Origin of the sequence: Corynebacterium sp. Marseille-Q2823, assembly GCF_903645345.1 — a bacterium.
Taxonomy (GTDB): domain Bacteria; phylum Actinomycetota; class Actinomycetes; order Mycobacteriales; family Mycobacteriaceae; genus Corynebacterium; species Corynebacterium hiratae.
This window is the reverse complement of record NZ_CAHJXS010000001.1, coordinates 292925-316066: the sequence shown is the minus strand read 5'-3', so window position 1 is coordinate 316066 and position 23142 is coordinate 292925. Positions and strand designations below refer to the sequence as shown.

Genomic DNA, 23142 nt, shown 5'->3' with positions numbered 1-23142 from the left:
ATGAGCCACAACGCTAGCGAAGGCACCGATCCTTTCGACATCCTGTCCGGGTCTCCGCTGCCCGCCGTCAGCCGGGATAGCGTGCTGAGCGTGCTCAACGGTACGGAACTGGATATGGCGGCCACCGCGCACCCAGAGGACCCCACTGCGGCGGTTGCCCGCCTCAATGACCTTGATTGGGTTATCACCGTCGACGATGGCCTCGTGCGCATGGAATGCGTGCTGCCGACGCAGCTCGACGCGGACATGCTCCCGGTCTTCCACGTCTTGTGCAACGAGTTCAATTCCAGTGCCTTCGATGGGCGCGCGCTCGTTGGCCTCGTTGAGGATGAGGTGGAGCTGCGTGGTGATGCCTGCTTCGTCACCACGGCGGGTCTGAACGAGGACCAGCTCTTCCACGCCCTCAACCTGGGAATTATCAATGCCCAGGAAGCGCTGTTGTCCGTCCTCGATAGTTTCAACGCCGCCGCCCGTGAGCTCGCCAGCGACGTCGATGAGGCGCAGAACGACTAGTTCTTAGTCGGCGTCCTCGATGCGCTGGCGCTCCACCTCCGGGTCGAAGTCGGGCGCCGGCCACTCGAGGTCAAGATGGCGCAGGAGATCCACGATGAGGAACTTCAGCGCCATGCGGGCGTATTTCTTGTTATCGGTAGGAATGACATACCAGGGCGCATAGTTTTCATCCGTGCGCTGGATGGCGTCCTGGTAGGCCGCCATGTACTTATCCCAATAGGCGCGCTCCTCCACATCGGCGGGATCGGATTTCCAGAACTTGTCTTCCCGCTCCGTGCGCTCCAGCAGATTCTCCTTCTGGGCTTCCTTGGACAGGTGTAGGAAGATCTTGATGACCTTGACACCCTTCGCTGTCAGGTCGAGCTCATAATCCCGGATAGCCTCGATGCGGCGGTCCACTTCTTCTTCGTCGACCCACTCGTGCACGCGCTGAATGAGGACGTCTTCGTAGTGGGAGCGGTCAAAGGCCACAATCTGTCCCGGCTGCGGGTCGTGCTTGCGGATGCGCCACAAGAAGTCATGTTCCAGCTCTTCCTCGGTGGGCTTTCCGAAACCAACCGTGGTAGTTCCCTGCGGGTCGAAGGTGCTGAGCACGTGGCGAATAGCACCGCCCTTGCCCGAGGTATCCATTCCCTGCAACACAATGAGCACCGCCGGGGCATCCTCACCATAGCTGCGGCCGTTGGCAAAGAGCCGCTCCTGCAGTTCATAGAGCTCGTCATCGTACTTGGTGAAACGGGCATCGAGCTCGTCCTTGTCACCGTCGAAGCCGGGGGTTGCGGAGGCATCGACCGAGTCGATCTGAAAATTCTTGCCTGCGCGCAGGGAGAGCGCGTCTTCTATCTTGAACTTCGCCATGGGCCCACCTTACCCAGACAGTGTTTTAAGCGCCCAGCGTGGAAAGACCGCGCAGCAGAGCACTTAGCGCTCCCAGGCTAGCCAGCGCCAGCGACAGCGTGTGGGCCTTCTCCCGCGAGACGTGCCCGGCGATCTTCTTGCCCACAAGGATGCCGACGCACATGCCGATTATTCCGCAAGGCCACACCAGCCAATGCAGGCCCTCGAAACCGCCGGAGCCCAGGAAGTACTTCGTCAGAACAGAGGACAATCCGCCGATGACAAAGCAAGGTTGCAGGGTCGCGGCGAGGATTGACTTAGGCCACCGCGCAGCCTGGGCGTACACGGTGATGACGGGTCCGGCGACGCCGGCCAGGGTATTGGTAAAACCGCCCAAGATACCCGCGGAGATAGCGGGCCCCGTCCCCCGCATCTCGGGGACGAACTTGCGGCCAAAGACCACTACGCCCAGCGCGATCAACAAGGCGGCGCCCACGAGCACCAACAACGCCGAGGTATCGATGCGCGCGATCAGCAGCGCCGCCGGGATTGAGCCGAGGACCATGAAGGGGCCGATGCGCAGCCACTTATCCCACGCCACATTCTCGCGCATCGAATAGGTCGTGAGGATGGCGTTAATGCAGGCCAAAACGTTGATGACCATGATGCCTTCCACGGGGCCGAGGAAGAGCGTCAAGATGGGCCCGCCAATGAGGCCCAACCCCATGCCGGAGACTCGCTGCAGGCAGGAGCCGACTATGACGGTAACGAGGACGACGAAAGGTATTGCCAGTACAGACATGTCTCCTTAGCCTCGGTAGCGTTCCATTACGGCGGCCGCAACGTGCTCTGGGAACATACCCGTGACATCGCCGCCGTACTGTGCCACCTGCTTGCACAGGGAGGAGGAGATATAGCCGTACTTTTCATCAGTGAGCAAGAAGACAGTATCGATCCCGGAAAGGCGCCGGTTCATCTGTGCCATCGGCAGCTCATACTCGTAGTCCAAGGAGGAGCGCAGGCCTTTGACAATGGTGTCTATGCCATGGGCACTGGTGTAATCCACGAGCAAGCCGCCCCACCAGTCCACCTGGATCTCTGGCGCGACGGTACGGCGGATGAGATCCACGCGCTCCTCCACGCTAAACAGTCCGGACGGCTTATCGGGGTTTCCCGTCACCAGCACGGTGACCTTGTCAAACAATTCGCTGGCGCGGTTGAACACGTCAACATGGCCCAGCGTGATGGGGTCGAAAGATCCCGGGCAGACGGCGTGGGTGGGCATGGCTAATCCTCCTTGATTTCGGTCATGGCGGTATCTTCGCTACCCGCGTTGTCGCTGTAGTCACTGTCCTCAGCGCGGTGATAAATCGCCATATCAAAACGCGCAATGCCAAAGGTCCGCTTCTTGAGCTTCTGGCCGGTGGGCTCAAAGCCTTCCGGCCACTGCGTCTGCGGGGAATCCACATGGCGTTCGATGACGACGATTGCGGCATCATCCAACACCGGTTCGATCGCGGCCAACAGCCCATCCACATCATCGAACTCATAGGGAGGATCCGCGAGCACCATATCGAAATACCCGCGCGGGGCGGTCGCTAGATAGGACGAGGCCTTCATCTCGCGTACCTCGACGCGCGGGTGCTTCACCACCCCAATGTTGTGGCGGATGATCTTCACCGCCGCAGGATTGTTTTCCACCAAGACCACTTCCTCAGCGCCGCGGCTGGCTGCCTCCAGACCTAAGGCACCGGACCCAGCAAAAAGGTCCAGCACCCGGGAGTCGATGAAACCCCAACGCACGTTCAACGATGAGAAAAGGCCCTCGCGGGCACGGTCAGAGGTAGGTCTAGTCCCGGCTTCCGGCACCTTGATGGTGCGCCCCCGGGCCTCCCCAGCGATGATTCTGGTCATGGCCTCTACCCTATCTCCCCTCAGCTGCGCGCGGTGACTGGCCTAGTTCTTCTCCAAAACCCTGTCATCCGCACTCAAATTCCGTGTCAACTCTCGCTAGCTCAATTGCCTCCCATAGCGGCAGCATCAGCATGCGTGCGCTCAACAATGTCCCGATCATGGCTGAGATCGAGCAGTTTCAGAGTGCGCTTGGTGCCAGATTGCAGCGTTCCTAGGATGTCCCCTTCGTGGCGCTGCCGAAGATCCAGGTCCGCCAAATCAAAACCGGACGGCGTATCAGCTATGGCCTGGATGCGCCGGTAGGACTTACTGTCGGGCTCGGCGGTGGTATGCAGCAAGCACACGGAGTCGTTACCACCGCGCCCCACGCGCCCACGCAACTGGTGCAACTGCGAGACGCCAAAATTCTCCGATTCGCGGATGAGCATCACGGTGGCGTTGGGTACGTCGACGCCGACTTCGATGACGGTGGTAGCCACGAGGACGTCGATTTCCCCGCGGGCGAAGCGCTCCATGACCTCGTCCTTATCGGGCATTTTGCCATGCAGCATCTCCACCCGCAGACCCCGCAGCGGCAGGTTGCGCAGCTGTACGGACATCGTTTCCACGCCGCCCTCGCCTTCAATCCGCGGGCAGACGATATAGGCCTGGTGGCCCTTTTCTACCTCTTCGCGGATTCTCTCGATGGCGCGGCGTACCCATTCCGGTTTCCATTCGGGCACCACCGCGGACAAGATAGGCTTTCGCCCGCCAGGCAGCTCCTTGAGAGTGGACACGGCCAAGTCACCGAAGACGGTCATGGCAATCGTGCGCGGGATCGGTGTCGCCGTCATGACCAGAAGGTGGGGGCTCGTGCCCTCCCGGGTTTTGGTGCGCAGGCTATCGCGCTGCTCCACGCCGAAACGGTGCTGCTCATCCACGATGACGAGGCCCAAGTCAAAGAACTCCACCGTGTCTTGGATGATGGCATGCGTTCCGATGACGATATCGGCCTCGCCGGAGACAATCTCCAGCAACGCCTGCCGCTTCTCCGCTGTCTTCATCGAGCCGGTCAACACGGTGACGGTGACTCCTTCGGGAACGCTGGCGCTAATCGACGCCCCATGCTGCGCCGCCAGCACCTCCGTCGGCGCGAGCAGCGCGGCTTGCTTGCCAGCGTCGACCGCCTGCAGCATGGCGCACGTGGCCACCAGGGTCTTGCCCGAGCCCACCTCGCCCTGCAGAAGACGCATCATGGGCGCGGTGCCACACAGGTCCGCGTCGATCTCCGCGATGACGCGGCGCTGGCCCGCAGTCAGTTCAAAGGGCAGCTCGCTGAGCAGTTCGTCGCGGTAGCCCTCCAAAATCGCTGGCATCGGGGTTGCCGTACGCGCCTTGACATCGCGCTGGCGCAGGGCCATAACCAGCCCAATCGACAGCGCCTCATTGTATTTCAAACGTTGGATGGCGCGTTCGGGCCCGTGCTCACCCGGTTCGTGGATCTCGCGGACGGCTTGGTCCAGCGTCACCATCATGCGGTAGTCCAGTGGCTCCGGAATCGAAGGCGTATTTTCCAGCACCTTGTGGATAGCACCCATGATGTACCACGACGTCACCTTCCCGCTGGCTGGGTACACGGGAATCCACTCGCGCTGCAGGAAGGTCTCCAGCGACCCGAATTGGGAGAGCTTCTTCAGCGAGCCTGTCCCCTGCCCAGTCGTGCTATCCAGCAAGGATTCCTGATAACGGCCGGGGTCGAGGATGAGGAAGTCAGGGTGCTGCAGGCTGGGGTATCCCCGAAAGTACTTCAGCTTGCCAGACAGCATGACGCGCATGCCGCGCCCCAGCACGCGCTGCACGTAATGCGCGTTAAAGAATGAGGCTTGGACTCCACTATCCATGTAGAGGATAAAGACCATGGCTTTGGAGGTGTGCTTGACGCGGACATCCTCAATGACACCGGTGATGGTGACGTGGTCACCGTCCTCGGCACCGCCGAGGCCGACGTCCTTGTTGTGGCGGATGTAGTCGCGTGGATAGTGGCTGAGCAGCTCCCCGCACGTGGTGTACCCGAAGGCGCGCTTGATTGCTGAGGCATCCTTCTTTGCCAGAATCTCCGTCAGCGCACGGTCATCCTGCCACCCCAGCATGGCTTACTCCACCCCGATCTCGGTACGCAGCCCGGGAACCCGCAGCACCACCACGTCGACGCCCAAGAGCTGCGCCAGCTCGTCCTCATCGATCTCTAGTCCGGTGAGCACGGTGATCTGCTCCCCGCCGTAGGCCAATTGGCTGCAGCACGACGCCACAATCCCGTCGATGGATTCTGTATCCGGATGCACCACCCGCATCGAGCGTGCGGCATCCGCCATGGTGGCCACTGCCTCGGCGGTGTGGGTGGAACCCGGTGAGTAGACCGACAGCGCGGCGAGCCCGGAGACGAGGGAATCAGTCGGGATAAGCGTGGCTGTGCCGGGCGCACCGCCGTAGCCGTTGGGCAAGAAGAGATCACCCGCCTTCGCGGCGCGAGGGCCGTCGCCGGGCTTGACGGTATCCGCCCCGGCCTTTTCAAAAAGCTCGCGGGCGGCTCCTGCGGGCACTGCGGCGAAGATTCGCCGCCCGGCACGATCGATGGCCTGCATTTCGCCGGCCGCTGTATCTCCGGCGGAGGGAAGCACCTCGAGGCGCAGGTTACTGACTTTTCCGAGGCCATAGGCTTGTTCGATGACCGCACCGGCTTGGGAGCTATGGATGTGCACGCTCGCAGAATCCTCCGTGGCTCGCGCGATGACGAGGCTATTGCCCAACGGGTTGAGGGCCTCCTCGATCTGGGCGAGGTCTCCCTCGAAGAAGAAGATGACTTCAATCTCCGGGCCGGCCCCAGGCTGTGGCGCGGCACAGTTCTCTCCGTGAGACGGCAGCGATTCGCTCTGCGTGGGCTCTGCCCCTACAGTCTCTATAGCCACAGGTTCGGGGACGGTGTCTTCACCGGTGAGCTGGGCCAGCAAGCATTCCAACAAGATGACGAAGCCTGCTCCGCCGGCGTCTACGACACCGGCCTCGCGCAGCGCCGGCAGCTGGGAAGGAGTCTCCGCTAAGGCTTGCCGGGCGGCGTCGACCGCCGCGACCACAATACCGTGCAGTTGCGCGCCGGACTCCTCGGCGGCCTTACTAGCAGCGGCGGCCGAGGCACGCAGCACGGTGATGATGGTGCCTTCCACTGGGGAGGCCAGAGCACGGTCGACCAGCGTGACGGCCAGCGAGAGGGCATCCGCCAAGACCGAACCATCCACCCGCGAATCCGTCGTGGCGTCAGCCACCCCGCGCAATACCTGGGACAGCACCATCCCGGAGTTGCCGCGCGCTCCGCGTACCGAACCGATGGCCAGGGCTTCAGCCACGTCCATCTCGCCTTTATCGGCCTCCGCCAGGGCAGATTCCATGGTGTGCGCCATGTTGGATCCCGTGTCAGAATCGGGCACCGGGAACACGTTGAGGGCGTTAATCTCGGCGCGGCGGCGCTGTAGCTCCTTAACGGTTCGCGCGGCCCACTCGTGCAGGCCACGGGCATCCAACTCGGCGGGATAAGACATGTTGGTTAGTCTACAAGCGCCAGTCCACTGTCGAGACGCCACGGGCCTCTAAGGCCGCATTCGCCCGGGAAAATGGACGCGATCCGAAGAAGCCGCGTCGTGCTGACAGGGGTGAAGGATGCGGGGAGGTGATGCACTCCGTACCCGGCAGGAAGGCCTGGCAGGTTTGGGCATCGCGCCCCCACAAAATGGCCACGATATCGCGCCCCGCCAACGCTCTGATGGCGGCCTCCGTAATCGCTTCCCAGCCCATCCGCCGGTGCGAGCCGGCCTGGCCCGGGGCCACGGTAAGCACCCTGTTCAGCAGCAGCACGCCCTGGTCGAACCACGCCCGCAGGTCCCCATCCGCGCGACCGTCGATCCCGAGGTCATCGTGAAGCTCGACGTAGATATTCTGCAACGAGCGGGGAGCCGGCACCCCGGGGCGCGTAGAAAAGGACAAGCCCATGGCATGGCCCGGGGTGGGATAGGGATCTTGGCCCACGATGAGGACACGTACGTCGTCGAGGGGCATCGACAAGGCAGCGAAGACGTCCTCGGCCGGGGGCAGAAAGTCTTGGCCGATCTGCTGCTCAAGGCGCGGCAGATTCTCCCCCAGCGCCTGCCGGATGTGGGGCATCCACGAATAGTGAATACGAGAGGTATCGATGTGGCTCACGCAAATCCCTCCCAGCCCTCGCGATAGCGAGGCTCCTCTCCGCTGATGGTGACACCGGTACCGCGCATCACCCGGCCTACTTCCCGGAACCCAGAGGGAGCGGCCTTGTACGTGGTGGCCAACAGCGTGTGATCCTCCCCTCCCGTTAGGACCCATTCCCACGGATCGATATCAAGCACCGCGCCGGCAGCAGCTAGGAGCGGATCCGGGGCAATGGCTGCGCGGTCGAGGTCGATGCGCACCCCGGAGCGTTGTGCCAGATGCCCCACATCACGCACTAAGCCATCCGAATTATCTGTCATCGCGGTCGACCCCGTTGCCCGAGCGATAACCCCACGCCCTGGGCTCAGGGTGGGTGCACAGTGGGCGTCGATCAGCGGCCACAGCTCCTCTAGTTCCGGGGGCAGCGCGCGGCCAAAGCGCTGAAGCAGAGCAAGGCCCGCTCCGGAGTACCCAATCTTGCCGTGCGCCACCAGCTTTTGGCCCGCGCGTGCTCCATCCAGGGCCAGCGGCGCCCCACTTCCTCCCAAGGAACCCATCGCCGTGACATTGATGACCAAGCTGTCGCTGCGGGTAAGGTCACCGCCGACCAGCTCTGCGTTATAGACCGCGCAGCGCTCAGCGATGCCCTGCGCAATCCCCCGCACAAAATCCACCGGGGTTTCCCCTGGCGCGGCAATAGCCAGCAGTGCTGCAGTGGGCCGGGCACCCATCGCCTCGATATCGGCGAAATTGCGCACGATGGCCTTCTGCCCAATTTCTGCGGCAGTCGACCAATCCCGGCGGAAATGCCTGCCTTCCACCATCATGTCTGTCGCTGCCACCGTGCGGGAATTGGGCGCTGCCGGGTACAGCACTGCGGCATCGTCACCGTTGAGCGCGCTCGGGGCGGCGGTGACAATCTCATGGATGACTTGCCGCTCACCGGCTTGGTCGAGGGTATGCGATAAACCCACCGTCACGGACTCCTTTGTGTTGCGCGGGCCACGCACTGTACGCGTGCGCACCGTCCACGTTCGTTCTTCCTGGACTATCAGCGATAGGATAAGCCCCTATGGATACCCAATTTAACCGCACCGCAATCTACGTCTCACTCGGGATCGCCATCGCGATGGTCTTCGCGGTGATTTTTGGGGCAAAATACGTCTTCACCACCGCTGCCCAGCAACCGGTGGCGCTGCCTCCCACCCCATCTGAGGCGGCGGATTCCCCCGAGTGCGCCGCCTTGGTCGACGCACTGCCGGACAAACTACTGGGGTACCCACGCGTCGATCTTGTCGAGCCAGCTCCCGCGGGTGCTGCGGCGTGGGCGAAGAGCTCGGAGGACAAGATAACGCTGCGCTGCGGTGTTGACTTGCCGCAGCAATTTACTGAGTATTCCCAGACCGTCGAGGCCGACGGCGAATCCTGGCTGCAGGTCGTCGACGCCACTCCCGGCTCGAATCTCACGACGTGGTACAGCACCAAGCGTGTTCCCGCCGTCGCGGTCACCACCACCTCCGACAACGCGCGCGACGACGCCCCGGAGGGTCTCGGTGATGCTCTCGGCCACTTGGAACAGAAACAGCAACAGCCCAATGCCGCTCCGCTATCGCAGCTGAAGGCGGGCCCGGATTCCATGTGCAGCCGGCTGGAAAAGGCCCTGCCGGAGACCCTCGCGGAGGGCTACTCGCGCCGCGAGGATGCCGGTGACAAGAACACCTGGGTCTACAGCGCGCCGGGCCAGGAAGAGATCGTCGTGCGCTGTGGTGTGGCTGCACCGGAGAACTACCGTGCAGGTGTCCAGCTTCAGCAGGTCAATGACGTGCCCTGGTTCGAGGACACCACCCTGGCGGAGGGCACCACGGCCGGCACGTGGTTCGCGCTCGGCCGGGCGGAGGATCTCGCGCTGTCTGCTCCGCAGGAGGCAGCCAATTCCGCGCTGGTGCGGCTGAGCGACGCCCTCGTGGCCGCCACCCCTTCCCAGTAGGAACCGCGGCCTGCTCCTCTTCCGCCTGCCCTTCGCGCTCAGCTGAGGGGCTAGGCGAGCTAAGGACTAGGAACGCGCGAGCGCGGTTTGGATGAGGGTATCCAGCAGCTCGGCATAGCCCACCCCCACGGCGGCGAATACCTGGGGGTACATCGAGATGGGTGTGAAGCCGGGGAAGGTGTTCACCTCGTTGATGCAGTAGGAATCCTCGCTGACGAAGAAATCCACGCGGGACAGGCCGGCAGCGCCCAGAGCGCGGAAAGCCTCAATAGCGCGCTGGCGGAGCTCAGCGGTTAGTTCATCGCTCAACGGCGCAGGGATTTCCGCCGAAACGCCCTCGTCGATGTACTTGGCATCGAAGTCATAAAAGCCTTCTTCGGACTCCGTAGTGCCCAAAAGTTTGGCGGGAACGGAAGCCTGGAGGCTACCGTCTGGGTGCTCGAGGACGCCCACTTCCACCTCTGCACCGCGAATTTCCGGCTCGACAAGGACCTTCTCGTCGGACTCGTAGGCTAGGGCCAGCGCGTCCGCGAAATTCTCCCACGCCGAAACCTTGGACACACCGATGGAGGAACCACCGCGCGCCGGTTTCACAAAGACAGGAAGGCCGAGGCGCTCCTTTTGGGCGTCGCTCAGCGTGGCTTCCCCAGTGAGCACCTCTTGGGGCGCCACAGGCAGACCTTCCGCAACCAGCAGCTTCTTGGTGAACTCCTTGTCCATGCCCACGGCCGAGGCCAGCACGCCCGCGCCCACGTAAGGGATGCCGGAGAGCTCGAAAAGCCCCTGGACCGTCCCATCTTCACCGTAGGGGCCATGGAGAACCGGCACAATGACATCCACTTCGGTGTAGTGCTCATGGCGAGTGACGTTGTGGATGCGTCCGCGCGTGGCGGGGTTGAGGGAAAGCGCCAGCTCATCGTGCAGCTCTACCTCGGGCAGGCGCCCATCGACAATGCCGAGGCCCTCCCGACTGCCCTGAGTCCAGGTGCCCTCTCGCGTGATGCCGATCGGCACAACCTCATACTTGTCCGGGTCAAGGTGCTCCATGATTGCGCCGGCGGAGATGCACGACACTGAATGCTCGGAGCTGCGCCCGCCGTACACTACGGCCACGCGCACAGGATTCGCTTCAGTCATACCGAGCAACTTTACTCGGCTTTACTCAGCTTTCTTGGTGCGACCCATCAGAGCCACGATCATGTCGTCGACAGTCACGCCGCGGTGGCACACACCGAAGACCGCTTGGGTAATAGGCATCTCTACGCCCGCGCGCTGCGCCAGCCTAAAGATGGAATCGGAAGAAATAACGCCTTCCGCTACCTGGCCATTGGTGGCGGCTGTGGCTTCCTCCAGGGTGCCGCCCTGGCCGAGGCGGTAGCCAAAGGTGCGGTTGCGGGACAACGTCGAGCTACAGGTTGCCACGAGGTCACCCATACCAGCCAGACCAGAGAAGGTGAACGGGTCCGCTCCCAGCTTCACGCCGAGACGAGTAATCTCCGCGAGACCTCGAGTAATGATGCTGGCCATGGTGTTGTTTCCCAGCCCCTTACCCGCAGCCATGCCGCAGGCAAGTGCAATCACGTTCTTGCAGGCACCGCCAATTTCCGCGCCGATAACATCGGTGTTGGTATAGGGCCGGAAATAGGGTGCTGCGGCGGCATGCTGGACAGCCTTGGCACGGTCGGCGTCGCGGCACGCGATAACCGTAGCTGCCGGCTGCTCCTGGGCCACCTCCTTGGCCAAGTTGGGCCCGGAGAGCACCGCAATGCGGTCGGGGGAAACACCGGCGGCATCGGCAATCACCTCGCTCATCAGGCTGAGCGTCGACTTCTCCACGCCCTTGGAAATCGATACTAAAGTTGCATCCTCCGGCAGCAACGGCGCCCATTTTTCCAGGTTGGACCGCAAGGTCTGCGAGGGGACGCCGAAAATGACGATGTCCGCACCCTCCAGCGCATTAGCTGGATCGGTGGTAGCGCGGATGGAGGCGGGCAACGGAAGATCTGGGAGATAATCCGGGTTCTCGTGGCGTGCATTGATGGCCTGGGCTAGCTCTTCACGGCGCGCCCACAAGCGGACGTCATTGCCGGCATCGGCAAAAACCTTTGCCAGCGTAGTTCCCCACGAGCCCGCACCCAATACTGCTACGTTCACTATGTGCCACCTCACTGTAGATTCCCGGTATATCGGCTTTCCCCATTAAAGCACGCTCGGCATTAAAGCACGCTCGGCGCGTAAGGCTGCATCGCGGCAGTGAGTGGAGGAAAATGGAAAAAGGTTAGAAGCTACTGGCGCAAAAGGAGCAGCATGCCCAAGGCAAAGAACATGCACGAGACGGACAAAGACATCAAATCCGAGGTCTTTATTTCTGGCCGACACCAAGAAGTGGCCGTCGATCCGGCCGATGAGTTTAAGCGCACGACCCTGGCCGCCGGTGCGGTTCTCTGGCGCGGTGACCCGCACGATCCGGAAGTCGCCCTCATTCATCGCCCGCACTATGACGATTGGTCACTGCCCAAGGGCAAGGTGGATCCGGGCGAATCCCTTCCTGTTACCGCCGCGCGCGAGATCCTCGAGGAAACCGGTTATACCGTGCGCTTGGGCAAACTCATCGGCAAGGTAGCTTACCCAGTACAAGGCCGCACCAAGGTGGTCTACTACTGGCTGGCGCGGGTGCTCGATGGCGAATACACCCCGAATCAGGAAACCGACGAGCTGCGCTGGATGAAGATCGATGATGCCTGCGCATTGCTCTCTTATGACGTTGATGCACAGGTCTTGGCCAAGGCAAAGAAGCGCCTGCGCCTCGCACCAACGACCCGCGTTCTCTACGTGCGCCATGCCCGCGCGCACCAGCGCCGCACCTGGGAGGGTGATGATGACCTGCGCCCGCTGGATAAGAAGGGGCGCCGCCAGGCGGAGATGCTCGTGCCGATGCTCACTCCTTTCCATCCGACCGCCATTTATAGCGCCCCGCCGCAGCGCTGCCAGCACACCGCTGCCCCGCTGGCCGATGAACTCGGCATGGATATCGCCGTGAATAAAGCATTCGGCGATGATGTCTTTGCTGAATCACCTGAGACCGCCCGCGCCGCCTTCCAACGCGTTGTCGACGGCGGCGGCGTTCCGGTTATCGTCAGCCAAGGGCTGACAATCCCCGGCATCATCGAGTCCTATGCACCGAAGTTCATTCAAGAGCCGATCGAAGAACTCAAGTTCAAGAAAGCTTCGGTGTGGGTTCTTTCCTTCAACGACGGTGAGCTTACGGGCGCAGATTATCTAGCTAGCCCGCTTCCCGTGCGCTGAGCAGGGCATCGCCCACGTCCCTCAGGAGTTTCTACGCCGCCCTGCTGCCTTATTCAAACCGTGCTGCAGGGCGGCGCTGTATAGCGCGGGTGAAAAGGACCATCCCGAGCGCCCAGATCGGATAGGCGGCAAGGAAGCCGACGATGGGGATAAATACGACAAAGCTCGTGATGAGGGAACAGACCAGAATAAAGAGCAGCGACTGCCCTAGATTCTCCATGATTAGGTCGAGGGCCTCTCGGAAGCAGTCCATGAGAGGCTTATCGGGGTCATCCGCCTTGATCACGGGCGCTGGCCACAGGAGCGCATAGAGAATCAGTCCGGGGAAGCCACCCGCAATAGATCCGAGCGTTACCAAAATAAAGAAGCAAGCATAGACACCGGCGCAACCACTCAGCTGCGCAAACCTAAAGTAGTCGCGGAAGGTGACCTTCTCCCCATCAGCGATCTTGCGGGAACCATTGAAGAGGTTCGCCATCATCCAGCAGAGATAAGCGGCTCTTCCGGTTTTGGAGTGCGTAGCGGGGTGAAGTAGAACACGATGGGTTCAGCGGGTCACCACAACATATAGGGGTCCCTGGTGTGAAGATGAAAGTTCCTACACAACCATCTAAACCCACCAGGGACCCGTACTGTGAAGCCTACTGGAAACCTCGTTGCCGACACCATTTGCCGTACCGCGGAAATCGGACTTGCCATCACCGGTGCTGCCGATGCCGGACCGCTGACCATCATTGAGGCCACGCCCGTAGCCGTTATCGGCGTGTGCCCGGACTGCGGACAGCCAGGCAAGCTGCGCGACCACACCACCCGTCGACTCGTTGATCTTCCTGTCGTCGGATTCCCCACCAGGCTGCACATAAAAGTCCCTAGATTCCAGTGCACAGCCGCCTCATGTAAAAGGAAGATCTTCCAAGAATCTCTGGCTTGCGCTGATGACGGCGCCAAGCTCACCCACCGGGTCACCCGCTGGATCTTGCAGCGCCTTGCTATTGATCGGATGAGTGTGTCAGCTACCGCCAAAGCACTCGGCGTGGGCTGGGACCTGGTCAACCAGGTCGCACTGGATGCCTGCCGCCAGCTTGTCTACGGCGACCCTCACCACCTAGACGGAGTTCGCGTCCTTGGAGTCGATGAACATGTCTGGAAACACACCAGAAAACCAGGCCAGGCATCAAACCTGGTGACCATACTTGTTGACCTCAACCCGCTGGTGGACGGGCACGGGCCTGCACGCTTGTTAGACATGCGACCAGGCCGGTCCGCCGACGTGCTCAGCGGGTGGCTTAAAGAGCGCGACCCCAGCTTCCGGGAGCAGATACAGGTGGTGACCATGGATGGGTTCACCGGATATGCCACCGCAGTCGAAGAGCAACTACCACAAGCAGACAAAGTCATGGACCCTTTCCATGTAGTGCATCTAGCAGCCGACAAGCTCACCAGTTGCCGACAGCGACTCCAACGTGAGACCACCGGGCGCCGCGGACGCAAAGATGACCCACTGTACAAGCACCGGCGCACCCTGTTGACCAGGACGAACTATCTCACCGAGCGGCAAAAGCAACGCTTAGAAATGCTGTGGGCCACCGATGACGACTACGTAGCCCTAGAAGTAACGTGGCTGCTCTACCAAGACATGATCGCAGCGTACGCGCATCCGAAGAAAACGGAAGGCAAAAAGCTCATGAAACGCATCATCCACACCCTACGTAAAGGATTACCACAAGGCCTAGAAGAGCTCGCCCAACTAGGACGCACCCTGTGGCGTCGACGCAAAGATGTGCTCGCCTACTTCGATATCGGTGCCTCCAACGGCCCCGTCGAGGCAATCAACGGCAGACTCGAACACCTACGCGGCATCGCCCTAGGATTCAAAAACCTCAACCACTACATCTTGCGGAGCCTGATCCACTCCGGACAACTACAGGACAAAATCAACGCACTCTAAAACCGGAAGGGCCAGATAAGCGTAGGCGGCTAGCGCCATGACCACCATAAGAGGTATCCCCACGGTAGGAACCAGGGGTTCAATGTCCCTGCCGCTTTCTTCCATCGCTGCGGAGATTCCGCCTAAAACGGTTCCCGGCACAAGAAGAAGAGCAAAAGAGATAATGAGATGCACCAGCATGGCCAGCATCCCTGGCACAGGCTGCTTCAGGTAGCCCTTGAAGGTTTGGCCCACAATATCCATGGCGTCGATGGGCTGCGCGGGGCCCCGCCTGGTGGATTGCCAGGCGCGGCGCCGGGCTGGTGGTACCCAAAGCTTCCCGGCTGCTGGTAGCCGTAGCCGTTGGGTTGCTGGTAGCCGTAACTCCCAGACTGGTGATAGTCATAATCGCCATACCCACCTGCACCGCCGAACTGATTGCCACTGTCCCCGCTAAAGCTTTGATAAGGATTGCTCATGCCGAGGATGTTAACGCCGATATGTGTCCGGCGCCACAGGAGGCGGGGAACACTCCCACACCCCCATTGCTCACGCTAAGACGCCACGACGCGGGGCTTGAATGCCGGGCGTGCGGATTCGAAAGCCTCGATATCGTCCTCATTGCGCAGGGTCAGCCCAATGTCGTCGAGTCCCTCCATGAGGCGCCAACGGGTGTAGTCATCGATCTCAAAGGTATAGCTGTTGCCGCCGACGGTAACCGTGCGCGCTTCCAAATCCACGGTGGTTTCGGTTTCACCGGACTCCAACTGCTTCCAGATGAGCTCGATGTCTTCTTGCTCCATGAGCCCCGTCAGCAGCCCGGCCTTACCAGAGTTGCCGCGGAAAATATCGGCGAAGCGGGAGGAAAACACCGCCTTGAATCCATACTCAGCAAGCGCCCACACCGCGTGCTCACGAGAAGAACCGGTACCAAAGTCCGGACCCGCGAAAAGCACAGAGCCTTCCTTGAACGGTTCCTGGTTGAGAATGAAGTTCTCGTCGCTGCGCCAGTTAGAAAACAGGCCTTCGGCAAAGCCAGTGCGCTTGACGGACTTCAGGTAACGCGCGGGAATAATCTGGTCGGTGTCCACATTGGAGACACGCAGCGGAACGCCGACGCCCGTGTGAGTAATAAACTTCTCCATTATCTTCTTCCTTTCCTTAAACGCCGGCGACGGCGGAATCGTCGATGTCTGCTGGTGCGGCCAGGCGGCCCAGAACGGCAGTTGCCGCGGCGACGGCCGGGGACACCAGGTGGGTGCGGCCGCCAGGACCCTGACGGCCCTCAAAGTTGCGGTTGCTTGTCGACGCCGACCTCTCCCCCGGCTTCAACTGGTCCGGGTTCATGCCCAGGCACATTGAGCAGCCAGCGGTGCGCCATTCAGCGCCGAAATCGGTGAAGATCTTGTCCAGCCCTTCCTCCTCAGCTTGGGCCTTGACCACGGCCGAAGACGGAACCACCATCATGCGGGTATCAGCCGCGATGCTGCGCCCCTTGACCACTTCGGCGGCCGCGCGCAGATCCTCGATGCGCGCGTTCGTGCACGATCCAAGGAAGACCGTGTCGATCTGGATATCGCGCAGCGGCGTGCCGGGGTTCAGGTCCATGTAGGCCAAGGCCTTCTCGACGGCGGCTTTTTCGCCGTCGTCGCCGCACTCCTCCGGGTCGGGCACCGCAGCGCTCAATGGCAAGCCCTGTCCCGGGTTAGTACCCCAAGTCACGAAAGGCGTCAGCGCGGAGCCGTCGATCTCCACGACGGTGTCGAATTCGGCGCCGTCGTCAGTCGGCAGCGTCTTCCAGTACTCGACGGCCGCGTCCCAATCTTCTCCTTGGGGTGCGAACTCACGGCCCTTGACGTACTCAAAAGTGGTCTCATCCGGAGCCACCATGCCGGCGCGGGCACCGGCCTCGATGGACATATTGCAGATGGTCATGCGGGCTTCCATCGACATCTTGCGAATGGCCTCACCGCGGTACTCGATGATGTGGCCTTGGCCGCCGCCGGTGCCAATCTTGGCAATGATCGCCAAAATCAAATCCTTGGCGGAAACGTCCTCCGCCAGCTCACCGCTGACCTCGATGGCCATTGTTTTAAAGGGCTTAAGTGAAAGTGTCTGGGTGGCCATGACGTGCTCCACCTCAGAGGTACCGATGCCCATGGCAATAGAACCGAAGGCGCCGTGCGTCGACGTGTGCGAGTCACCGCACACGATGGTCATGCCGGGCTGGGTAATGCCCAGCTGAGGACCCACTGTGTGAACGATGCCCTGTTGCGCATCACCCATCGAATGCAGGCGCACGCCGAACTCTTCACAGTTCTTGCGCAGCGTGGACACCTGCGTGCGGGAGACCTCATCCTTGATTTCTAAAAGGTTGCCGGACTTAATACCCACGGTCGGAACGTTATGGTCCTCAGTGGCCAGGTGCAGCTCTGGGTGGCGCATCCTACGACCGGCCAGGCGAAGACCATCGAAAGCCTGCGGGCTGGTAACTTCATGCAAGAGCTGGAAGTCAATATAAAGGAGATCGGGCTCACCGTTCTCACCTTTACGCACGACATGGTCGCGCCATACCTTCTCTGCGAGTGTCAGTTTCTCAGTCATGTGCCTCTCCACTTGAAATCTCAATTAATGGGACGTAGATTTCATTATATGGGAGAGTATAGCGCAGTATCAGGAATTAAGGTATTGGATCGCGCAGTAGCCATCATGATGGCCGCGACCAACCAACCTTCTACGCTCAATGAGCTTTGTGAGACCACCGGACTGCCTCGGGCAACGGCACACCGCCTCGCCACAGCGCTCGAGGCGCACCGAATCCTCACCCGCACCCCCGATGGAAAGTGGGGCGCTGGGCCGGCCCTACCCGGCAACCGTGATCGCATAATCGAAACCGCAGGCCCCATTATGGAGGAGCTTCTCGACGCCACCGGTGAGTCCGTCCAGCTTTACGAACTCTCCGGCACCACGCGCACGTGCATCGCCACGCGTGAGCCGGAAATCGGGCTCCACAACGTGGTGCCCGTAGGCCGCCAGCTTCCGCTCACCTCCGGTTCCGCCGCCCGCGTCTTCGCCGCCTTTGCTGATGTCCATGTTCCTGATGCCATCTTTAGCGAGCACGACGTCGAGCTCGCGCGCATCAACGGCTACTCCGAATCCATCGAAGAGCGCGAGTCAGACCTCGCCTCCGTTTCCGCCCCAGTCTTCGACGGCGCCGGAAACTTCATCGCCGTCCTTTCCGTCTCCGGTTCCGCCGAACGCTTCCGTCCTTCCCCGGCGGACAAGTTTGCAGATGTCCTGGTTAGCGCATCCAACCGCCTAAGTGCCGCTCTCTCCAATGGCACGCCACGCGACGGCCACCGCTAAGAACTGGGCACTTAGCGCACTGCAATGCATTGGAGCCTAAAGCCTCGGGGCTGCGTTCCTAAATACTGAGACCGAAATACATCGCAAGGCCGCGCAGCCCTTCAGGTCCCGCGCTACTCGTCGAGGACAATGCCTCACCTTTTTCTTGGGCCACCCGAACTGGATTACCTGGCTCCCGGTTGGGGCGGCGCGGTACCCAACCCTGGTGCGGCAGGCGCGCTAGTTCATCCGCATGAGGCATGCGCGCATAGTTTGAGAAAGTAACTGTCCGGCCACCCCGATTAGCCTGGGTGATCCCCTGGTAAATGCCCACAACGCCCGGCTGCCCTGGGACGGACACTGCTCCACCGCTGTCCCCAGGCGCCAGCGACACATCGGCCGCATAGTTCATGCCCGGAAAGACACCCGGCCCCTTCACCGCGGTGCCACACTGACGCGACGCGGCCTGTCCGTAGAAGCACACCGTTGAGCCTTCACCAGGCACCGGTGCCATGCCATCCCCGGTGAGCGGGTTGCCTGCCGAATAGGTTCCGCCGGCGAATTGAATATAGGCCAAGTCATGCCCCGCAGCCCCCGAGGGCGTGAACCAACGCAACGTTCCTAGGTGCTGGCCTGCTTCGTTATACACTTGTTCGCCATTTAAGCCACAGTGCGCCGAGGTCCACGCCCGATTAGCCTCGACGTAACCGACAGTGCACAACGCGCCATCAGAAGCCGCGATCTTTTGCCCTTGCCGAACCGGCACCCCCTCAGCAGCGGTCGCGGGGGCGGCGAGAGCAAAGGCCAGCGAGCATGCGCCAGCCATGAATGCAAAGCCTGGTAAGACACGGGAAAAGCGAAGTTGCGGAGACCTTTTCATCATCACCTCACTCTAGCCTGGGCTACGCCAATTCTCCCTTCACGCCCCGCGTTCAGCTCCGGCGATACCCACCCACCACTATTGAAAGTGGATTGAAACACGCTTTACTAACATTGATAGCTACTGAAAATGTAGTGAAAATCCCCGACCTCCAGGAGGAGCCATGACCCACACCATCCACGACGAGCACACCCACGTCCCGGCGAAGGCTGCGGCCACGTCGCCTTCCCGCACGGCGATCACACCGACTACGTACACGACGGCCACATTCATCGCGAGCATGAAGGCCACTGGGACGAGTGCGAAGCATCCGAGCACACCGTTCACGAGGCCCACGAACACGAGCACGGCGAGGGCTGCGGGCACGTCGCTATTCCCCATGGCGACCACGTGGACTACCTGCATGATGGTCACCGCCACGCGGCACATGACGGCCACTGGGATTGCCACTAAGAGCTACCCCGATTCTGTTTATTGAGCTGCCCAATCTGAGTGCACGTCACTGTGATTGGGCAGCTTTCCCCGTTTTCCCCAGCGCATCCCCACACATCTCGTTAGGGTGGGCTTTATGACTTCCACGCGCGCCCACCGTCCCATCGCAGCTTTTGCAGCCATAATCACCGCCGGTGTTCTAACAGTCGGATGCTCCACGTCATCCGAAATGGCAGCGCCGTCGAGGACGGAAACGGCATCGGGTGAGCCAACGTTTGAAAACACTTACCCGGCATTTCAGCCGCTTAACGATGACGCTGAGCTTCACGTTCCGAACGCTGCCGACGAGGCAGCCCCCGACGGCCCTGAACCAACCTTGCCGGACAACGCTAGCGATCAGCCTGCGGACCAGGCTCAACAACCTGACACACAGGCCCAGAGTGCACAAGGAGCCCAAGCCGCCCAACCAGCCGCAGGCCAACGCCAAACCTCTCAAACGGCACAAACGGCCACGTATAACAGCCTTTCTGAACAACTCCCCGAGGGCGACGCCAACGGCGCATCAGTCAGCGTTTACGGCACGCCCGCCACTGTGTGCCAGATGGGCGACGGCTATAACATCGCTTTCGTCATGGCCGGTGCGAACACCAGTTGCGATTTCGCCCGTTCCACAGCAGGCCGCTTGATGACCTTGGCGCCAGGCTCTAAAGACGACCTCCGGTCCTTCATCCCCGGACAGGTCACCGTCAACAGCCCCATTACCCAACAGAACTATTCACTGGCATGCCAAACCGATGAGCACGAGGTCATTCGCTGCACCGGCGGCAATAACGCTGAGGTCCTCATTGTCTAGTCTTAAGCCCCAAACCCAAAAGGCGGCGAGCATGATGCTCGCCGCCTTTTATTTTTGTACCCCGTACGGGATTTGAACCCGTGTTACCGGCGTGAGAGGCCGGCGTCCTAGGCCGCTAGACGAACGGGGCTCGTTTAGCTGTCCGTTGCGGACTTGCTAAACACTATAGGATCGGCGAAAGAATGCACAAATCGGCAGCTAGCATGGCCTTTTACACAAAGAAAACCCCGAACCTCGTTGCCACTTTCGACTGCGATGAAATCATTGACTCTCAGGGCCCGGGCGCGGATCGAATCAGTGGTTATTCCGCTGGCGTGCCGTTGGCAGCTGGGGCCGGAGCACTCGTTAGTCATCGCTAGAGGTTCGGGAGGACACGTGCGCTAACAGCATGTGGTGCAAGGCTCCTACTTCGCTCGAATGTTGGCTTTAAGAAGTTGTGGATTATGGCGATGCCGCCTCGTATTATCTGCTAGAGTCGCGTCGGCGATAGTGATGATTATCAGCTTCCGCCATCCGCTCTCCTTTCTGTCGGGAATGCCTTATACCTGCAGTGTATGACCGCCAAAGGCATAGCGGAAGAGATTAGACCAATTGGCCACTGGTATACCCCCTGGTAACTTTCCCAAGTCCGCTTGCACTTGGACTTTTAACCCTCCGGTAAGGGGCACAACCACACCACTCCTTGATTACAACAGCCCTCACCCCCTTACTTGCACTTAATGCAAGTGATACACTTGCATCAGATGCAAACAAAGGAGTCAGGCCATGAACGATGAACTCAAGATCATTCAAGACGCCCAACAGCGGACCGCCTGGACACAAAGCTGGTGGGCGGTGGCACTTGTAGCGCTCGGTATCGGTAGCAGTCTTGCGCTATCCAAGGTGTCCTGGTGGTACACACTCGCAATCCTGATACCGACGTTCATTCTCGGTTTCCTCCTCAAGGACAAAATCGCGAACCCTTTTGTTCGCCCCAACCCCAACAAGGGGCCGAGGAACGATCGCGCGACATGGTCACGAGTAGTCCTCCCCGTCGCCATGATCATGTCAACTACACCGACCCCCGACACGTGGCCGTGGATGATCGCTTGCGGAGTCATAGTTACTGGCGCGACAGCCTGGATGCTTTACGAGAACAGCAACGCCGCCATAAAGGGCACCAATGTCTAGGAAAGCATCTCACCAGCCCCCTGAGCTAGACCCAGTCATCCACCCCATCAATCGGCTCAAGATCTGCGCCACGCTCTTCTCCGCCGGCGCCACCGAAGGACGGCAGATGAAGTACGGTCAACTCGCCGAGCTTACGGAACTCCCCGCCGATACGCTCTCCAAGCAACTAAAGCACCTCGGAGACCACGGCTACGTAAGCCGCACGCGGGAGTACGGCTCTACGCGCGCCAAGGACGCCGTGTGGGTCACGCTCACCGAGGCGGGTGCACAGGCTTACGCGCAGCACGTGGAGGCGCTCAAAGCGATGACTGAGGGCCTATAGGCTGCGCAGCCACTGCGTGATGCGATCCCCCAGCTGTGGAAGCTCGGTATAGCCGTCGTCTTCAAGAAAGTGTCCCGCGTCGTGGATGGTGATGGGCGTGGCCGAGAGGGCGTCGGCAAGCTGCTGCGTGAGGGAAGGGTCCACCAGGACATCGTCAGTAGACACGAAGACCTCTGTGTGCGCGATGTGGTGCTTGACAGCCGGCACGTCGACGCGAGCCTGGCCAATAAACTCGTCAAGCTCTGGGATCACACGAAGCTTCTCCACAAACCCAGAGACAATGAAGAGCCCAGGAAGCTCCCACTCACCCTCCAATGCAGTGAGATAGTGCAGCAACGCGGTGCCGCCCAGGCTATGCGTGATGATGCAGGTATTAGCGTTTGGACGCTCAATATCGTTGCGTATCGACTCTACCCACTCATCGAGCTTCGGAGCGTTCGGTTCCGGCAGCGCGATGGTGTGAACGGTGTGGCCATCGGCGGTCAACAGGCGCTCTAGCCACGGGAACCAGTGACTGTCAGGGCTGGCTTGGTATCCATGAATAATGTAGAAGTGCAGGGTTAAGGGTCAAAAAGTGTGTCCGGAATCGCGGATTTTCACGGATTGACCTGTAGGTTTCCGGAAAGTATATGCTCCGGAAGCATATATCTAGCCCCCGACGGGAAATCCTCGGTGTGGCAGCCGTGATGTGCTATGCGCGGCGTGGTGTGGTGTCGCAATGTCGAAGAACCAACCACGCTGCCACTGCGGCGGTGAAATGAAACGCAACGGCACCACCAGCAAAGGCACCACCAGATGGCGCTGCAAACAATGCGGCGCCTCCAGCGTCAAACGTCGAAACGACATCACCAACGCGGCAGTGTTCACCCAGTTCATCGAGCATTGCACCACCGCAATATCACTCGACGACCTAGCCAAACGAAACGGTGTTAGCCGCGCCACCATGAAGCGGCGCTTCAAGTGGTGCTGGCTCGTTGATGTGCCTGACCCCACCGCCGGCCACCACAAGCGGATCTACGACCAGGTATTTCTCGATGGCACCTACACCGCCGGTGGCTGCCTGATCGTCGCGGCGACCATCGACCACGTGATCGCCTGGCACTGGTGCAAACACGAAACCACCCGCGACTACCAACTGCTGCTTGAACGCATCGAAGCCCCACTCATCGCCGTCATCGACGGCGGCCAAGGCGCATACAGCGCAATCAAAAAGTGCTGGCCGACTACGAAAATTCAACGCTGCCTCGTCCACGCCCAACGCGTGGTCCGCCGCTACACTACCACCAACCCACGCACCGATGCCGGGCGCACCATCTACCGACTTGCGCTGAAACTGACCCGGATCACTACACTGGATGAAGCCGCCGCGTGGGGTGTGCAACTGCACGAGTTTTCAACGATCTACCGGGAATGGATGAACGAGAAAAGGACCTGACCCCTGTTT

Annotated in this window: 25 protein-coding genes, 1 tRNA gene and 2 pseudogenes; 11 read left to right on the top strand and 17 right to left on the bottom strand. The window is 60.9% G+C overall.

Going from position 1 to position 23142, the window contains the following annotated elements:
* Positions 1-513: a hypothetical protein gene (locus HWX44_RS01420; protein ID WP_070701934.1), complete on the top strand. Its 513-nt coding sequence runs from the start codon at positions 1-3 to the stop codon at positions 511-513.
* A 3-nt stretch (positions 514-516) separates the two neighbouring features.
* Here HWX44_RS01420 and HWX44_RS01415 read toward each other — a convergent pair whose 3' ends face one another.
* From HWX44_RS01415 to HWX44_RS01380, 8 genes are all read right to left on the bottom strand, one after another.
* Complete coding sequence (locus HWX44_RS01415; protein ID WP_175972907.1) at positions 517-1371, bottom strand: PPK2 family polyphosphate kinase; 855 nt, start codon at positions 1369-1371, stop codon at positions 517-519.
* 25 nt (positions 1372-1396) lie between these two features.
* On the bottom strand, positions 1397-2152 hold the full coding sequence (locus tag HWX44_RS01410; protein WP_049156553.1) for a sulfite exporter TauE/SafE family protein: 756 nt from the start codon (positions 2150-2152) through the stop codon (positions 1397-1399).
* 6 nt (positions 2153-2158) lie between these two features.
* Positions 2159-2635: a pantetheine-phosphate adenylyltransferase gene (gene coaD / locus HWX44_RS01405; protein WP_046649077.1), complete on the bottom strand. Its 477-nt coding sequence runs from the start codon at positions 2633-2635 to the stop codon at positions 2159-2161.
* 2 nt (positions 2636-2637) lie between these two features.
* Positions 2638-3264 carry a 16S rRNA (guanine(966)-N(2))-methyltransferase RsmD gene (rsmD, locus tag HWX44_RS01400; protein WP_046649076.1) on the bottom strand — a complete coding sequence of 209 codons (627 nt, stop codon included), beginning with the start codon at positions 3262-3264 and terminating at the stop codon, positions 2638-2640.
* 101 nt (positions 3265-3365) lie between these two features.
* The gene (locus HWX44_RS01395; RefSeq protein WP_175972906.1) at positions 3366-5393 is read right to left on the bottom strand and encodes an ATP-dependent DNA helicase RecG; all 2028 of its coding nucleotides are present in this window, start codon (positions 5391-5393) and stop codon (positions 3366-3368) included.
* Between the two features lie 3 nt (positions 5394-5396).
* Positions 5397-6836 (bottom strand): DAK2 domain-containing protein, encoded by a 1440-nt coding sequence (locus tag HWX44_RS01390; RefSeq protein WP_175972905.1) that lies wholly within the window; start codon positions 6834-6836, stop codon positions 5397-5399.
* A gap of 10 nt (positions 6837-6846) precedes the next feature.
* Positions 6847-7455: a uracil-DNA glycosylase gene (locus tag HWX44_RS01385; protein WP_254868082.1), complete on the bottom strand. Its 609-nt coding sequence runs from the start codon at positions 7453-7455 to the stop codon at positions 6847-6849.
* A 35-nt stretch (positions 7456-7490) separates the two neighbouring features.
* On the bottom strand, positions 7491-8501 hold the full coding sequence (locus tag HWX44_RS01380) for a thiamine-phosphate kinase (protein WP_444843277.1): 1011 nt from the start codon (positions 8499-8501) through the stop codon (positions 7491-7493).
* Between the two features lie 47 nt (positions 8502-8548).
* On the opposite strand from HWX44_RS01380, the gene HWX44_RS01375 reads away from it, so the two are divergent.
* The gene (locus tag HWX44_RS01375) at positions 8549-9463 is read left to right on the top strand and encodes a DUF3515 domain-containing protein (RefSeq protein ID WP_175972902.1); all 915 of its coding nucleotides are present in this window, start codon (positions 8549-8551) and stop codon (positions 9461-9463) included.
* Positions 9464-9529: 66 nt separating this feature from the next.
* On the opposite strand, the gene HWX44_RS01370 is transcribed toward HWX44_RS01375, so the two are convergent.
* Together HWX44_RS01370 and HWX44_RS01365 are read right to left on the bottom strand one after the other, a co-directional pair.
* A complete protein-coding gene (locus HWX44_RS01370; RefSeq protein WP_175972901.1) occupies positions 9530-10600 on the bottom strand; it encodes a D-alanine--D-alanine ligase family protein in 1071 nt (356 codons plus the stop codon).
* Between the two features lie 21 nt (positions 10601-10621).
* Positions 10622-11620, bottom strand: a complete 999-nt coding sequence (locus HWX44_RS01365) for an NAD(P)H-dependent glycerol-3-phosphate dehydrogenase (protein ID WP_070511939.1) — start codon at positions 11618-11620, stop codon at positions 10622-10624.
* A 150-nt stretch (positions 11621-11770) separates the two neighbouring features.
* Here HWX44_RS01365 and HWX44_RS01360 point away from each other — a divergent pair, with 150 nt between their 5' ends.
* Positions 11771-12769: an NUDIX hydrolase gene (locus tag HWX44_RS01360; RefSeq protein ID WP_175972900.1), complete on the top strand. Its 999-nt coding sequence runs from the start codon at positions 11771-11773 to the stop codon at positions 12767-12769.
* A 49-nt stretch (positions 12770-12818) separates the two neighbouring features.
* On the opposite strand, the gene HWX44_RS01355 is transcribed toward HWX44_RS01360, so the two are convergent.
* Entirely contained in the window at positions 12819-13250 is a 432-nt protein-coding gene (locus HWX44_RS01355) for a hypothetical protein (protein ID WP_254868077.1), read from the bottom strand.
* A 153-nt stretch (positions 13251-13403) separates the two neighbouring features.
* Here HWX44_RS01355 and HWX44_RS01350 point away from each other — a divergent pair, with 153 nt between their 5' ends.
* On the top strand, positions 13404-14717 hold the full coding sequence (locus HWX44_RS01350; protein WP_175972899.1) for an ISL3 family transposase: 1314 nt from the start codon (positions 13404-13406) through the stop codon (positions 14715-14717).
* Here HWX44_RS01350 and HWX44_RS13235 read toward each other — a convergent pair.
* The 3 genes from HWX44_RS13235 to leuC all read right to left on the bottom strand — a co-directional run bounded on the left by HWX44_RS13235 (position 14691) and on the right by leuC (position 17300).
* Positions 14691-14960, bottom strand: coding sequence for a hypothetical protein (locus HWX44_RS13235; protein ID WP_254868076.1), 270 nt, complete (start codon positions 14958-14960; stop codon positions 14691-14693). The two genes, HWX44_RS01350 and HWX44_RS13235, sit on opposite strands and share 27 nt — an antisense overlap.
* 290 nt (positions 14961-15250) lie before the next feature.
* Complete coding sequence (gene leuD / locus HWX44_RS01340) at positions 15251-15841, bottom strand: 3-isopropylmalate dehydratase small subunit (RefSeq protein ID WP_175972898.1); 591 nt, start codon at positions 15839-15841, stop codon at positions 15251-15253.
* Between the two features lie 16 nt (positions 15842-15857).
* A complete protein-coding gene (gene leuC, locus HWX44_RS01335; protein ID WP_175972897.1) occupies positions 15858-17300 on the bottom strand; it encodes a 3-isopropylmalate dehydratase large subunit in 1443 nt (480 codons plus the stop codon).
* Positions 17301-17348: 48 nt separating this feature from the next.
* Here leuC and HWX44_RS01330 point away from each other — a divergent pair, with 48 nt between their 5' ends.
* On the top strand, positions 17349-18062 hold the full coding sequence (locus tag HWX44_RS01330; RefSeq protein WP_175972896.1) for an IclR family transcriptional regulator: 714 nt from the start codon (positions 17349-17351) through the stop codon (positions 18060-18062).
* 58 nt (positions 18063-18120) lie between these two features.
* On the opposite strand, the gene HWX44_RS01325 is transcribed toward HWX44_RS01330, so the two are convergent.
* Positions 18121-18867 carry a S1 family peptidase gene (locus tag HWX44_RS01325; RefSeq protein ID WP_254868075.1) on the bottom strand — a complete coding sequence of 249 codons (747 nt, stop codon included), beginning with the start codon at positions 18865-18867 and terminating at the stop codon, positions 18121-18123.
* A 217-nt stretch (positions 18868-19084) separates the two neighbouring features.
* Here HWX44_RS01325 and HWX44_RS13230 point away from each other — a divergent pair.
* Both HWX44_RS13230 and HWX44_RS01315 read left to right on the top strand, forming a co-directional pair.
* A pseudogene (locus tag HWX44_RS13230) lies at positions 19085-19374 on the top strand (hypothetical protein).
* Positions 19375-19489: 115 nt separating this feature from the next.
* Entirely contained in the window at positions 19490-20206 is a 717-nt protein-coding gene (locus HWX44_RS01315; RefSeq protein ID WP_246819462.1) for a hypothetical protein, read from the top strand.
* A 57-nt stretch (positions 20207-20263) separates the two neighbouring features.
* Here HWX44_RS01315 and HWX44_RS01310 read toward each other — a convergent pair.
* Positions 20264-20336, bottom strand: a tRNA-Glu gene (locus HWX44_RS01310).
* A 73-nt stretch (positions 20337-20409) separates the two neighbouring features.
* On the opposite strand from HWX44_RS01310, the gene HWX44_RS01305 reads away from it, so the two are divergent.
* The 3 genes from HWX44_RS01305 (at position 20410) to HWX44_RS01295 (ending at position 21698) form a co-directional block, all read left to right on the top strand.
* Positions 20410-20565, top strand: a complete 156-nt coding sequence (locus HWX44_RS01305; RefSeq protein ID WP_175972893.1) for a hypothetical protein — start codon at positions 20410-20412, stop codon at positions 20563-20565.
* 406 nt (positions 20566-20971) lie between these two features.
* Positions 20972-21376: a hypothetical protein gene (locus tag HWX44_RS01300; RefSeq protein ID WP_101736406.1), complete on the top strand. Its 405-nt coding sequence runs from the start codon at positions 20972-20974 to the stop codon at positions 21374-21376.
* Positions 21369-21698, top strand: a complete 330-nt coding sequence (locus HWX44_RS01295) for a transcriptional regulator (RefSeq protein ID WP_101736407.1) — start codon at positions 21369-21371, stop codon at positions 21696-21698. Before HWX44_RS01300 ends, HWX44_RS01295 begins: the two co-directional genes overlap by 8 nt.
* Here HWX44_RS01295 and HWX44_RS01290 read toward each other — a convergent pair.
* Positions 21693-22241, bottom strand: a complete 549-nt coding sequence (locus tag HWX44_RS01290) for an RBBP9/YdeN family alpha/beta hydrolase (protein ID WP_303049241.1) — start codon at positions 22239-22241, stop codon at positions 21693-21695. The two genes, HWX44_RS01295 and HWX44_RS01290, sit on opposite strands and share 6 nt — an antisense overlap.
* Positions 22242-22416: 175 nt before the next feature.
* On the opposite strand from HWX44_RS01290, the pseudogene HWX44_RS01285 reads away from it, so the two are divergent.
* Positions 22417-23124 (top strand): annotated as a pseudogene (locus HWX44_RS01285) (IS256-like element IS1249 family transposase); the annotation flags it as partial.
* Positions 23125-23142: the final 18 nt, after the last annotated feature.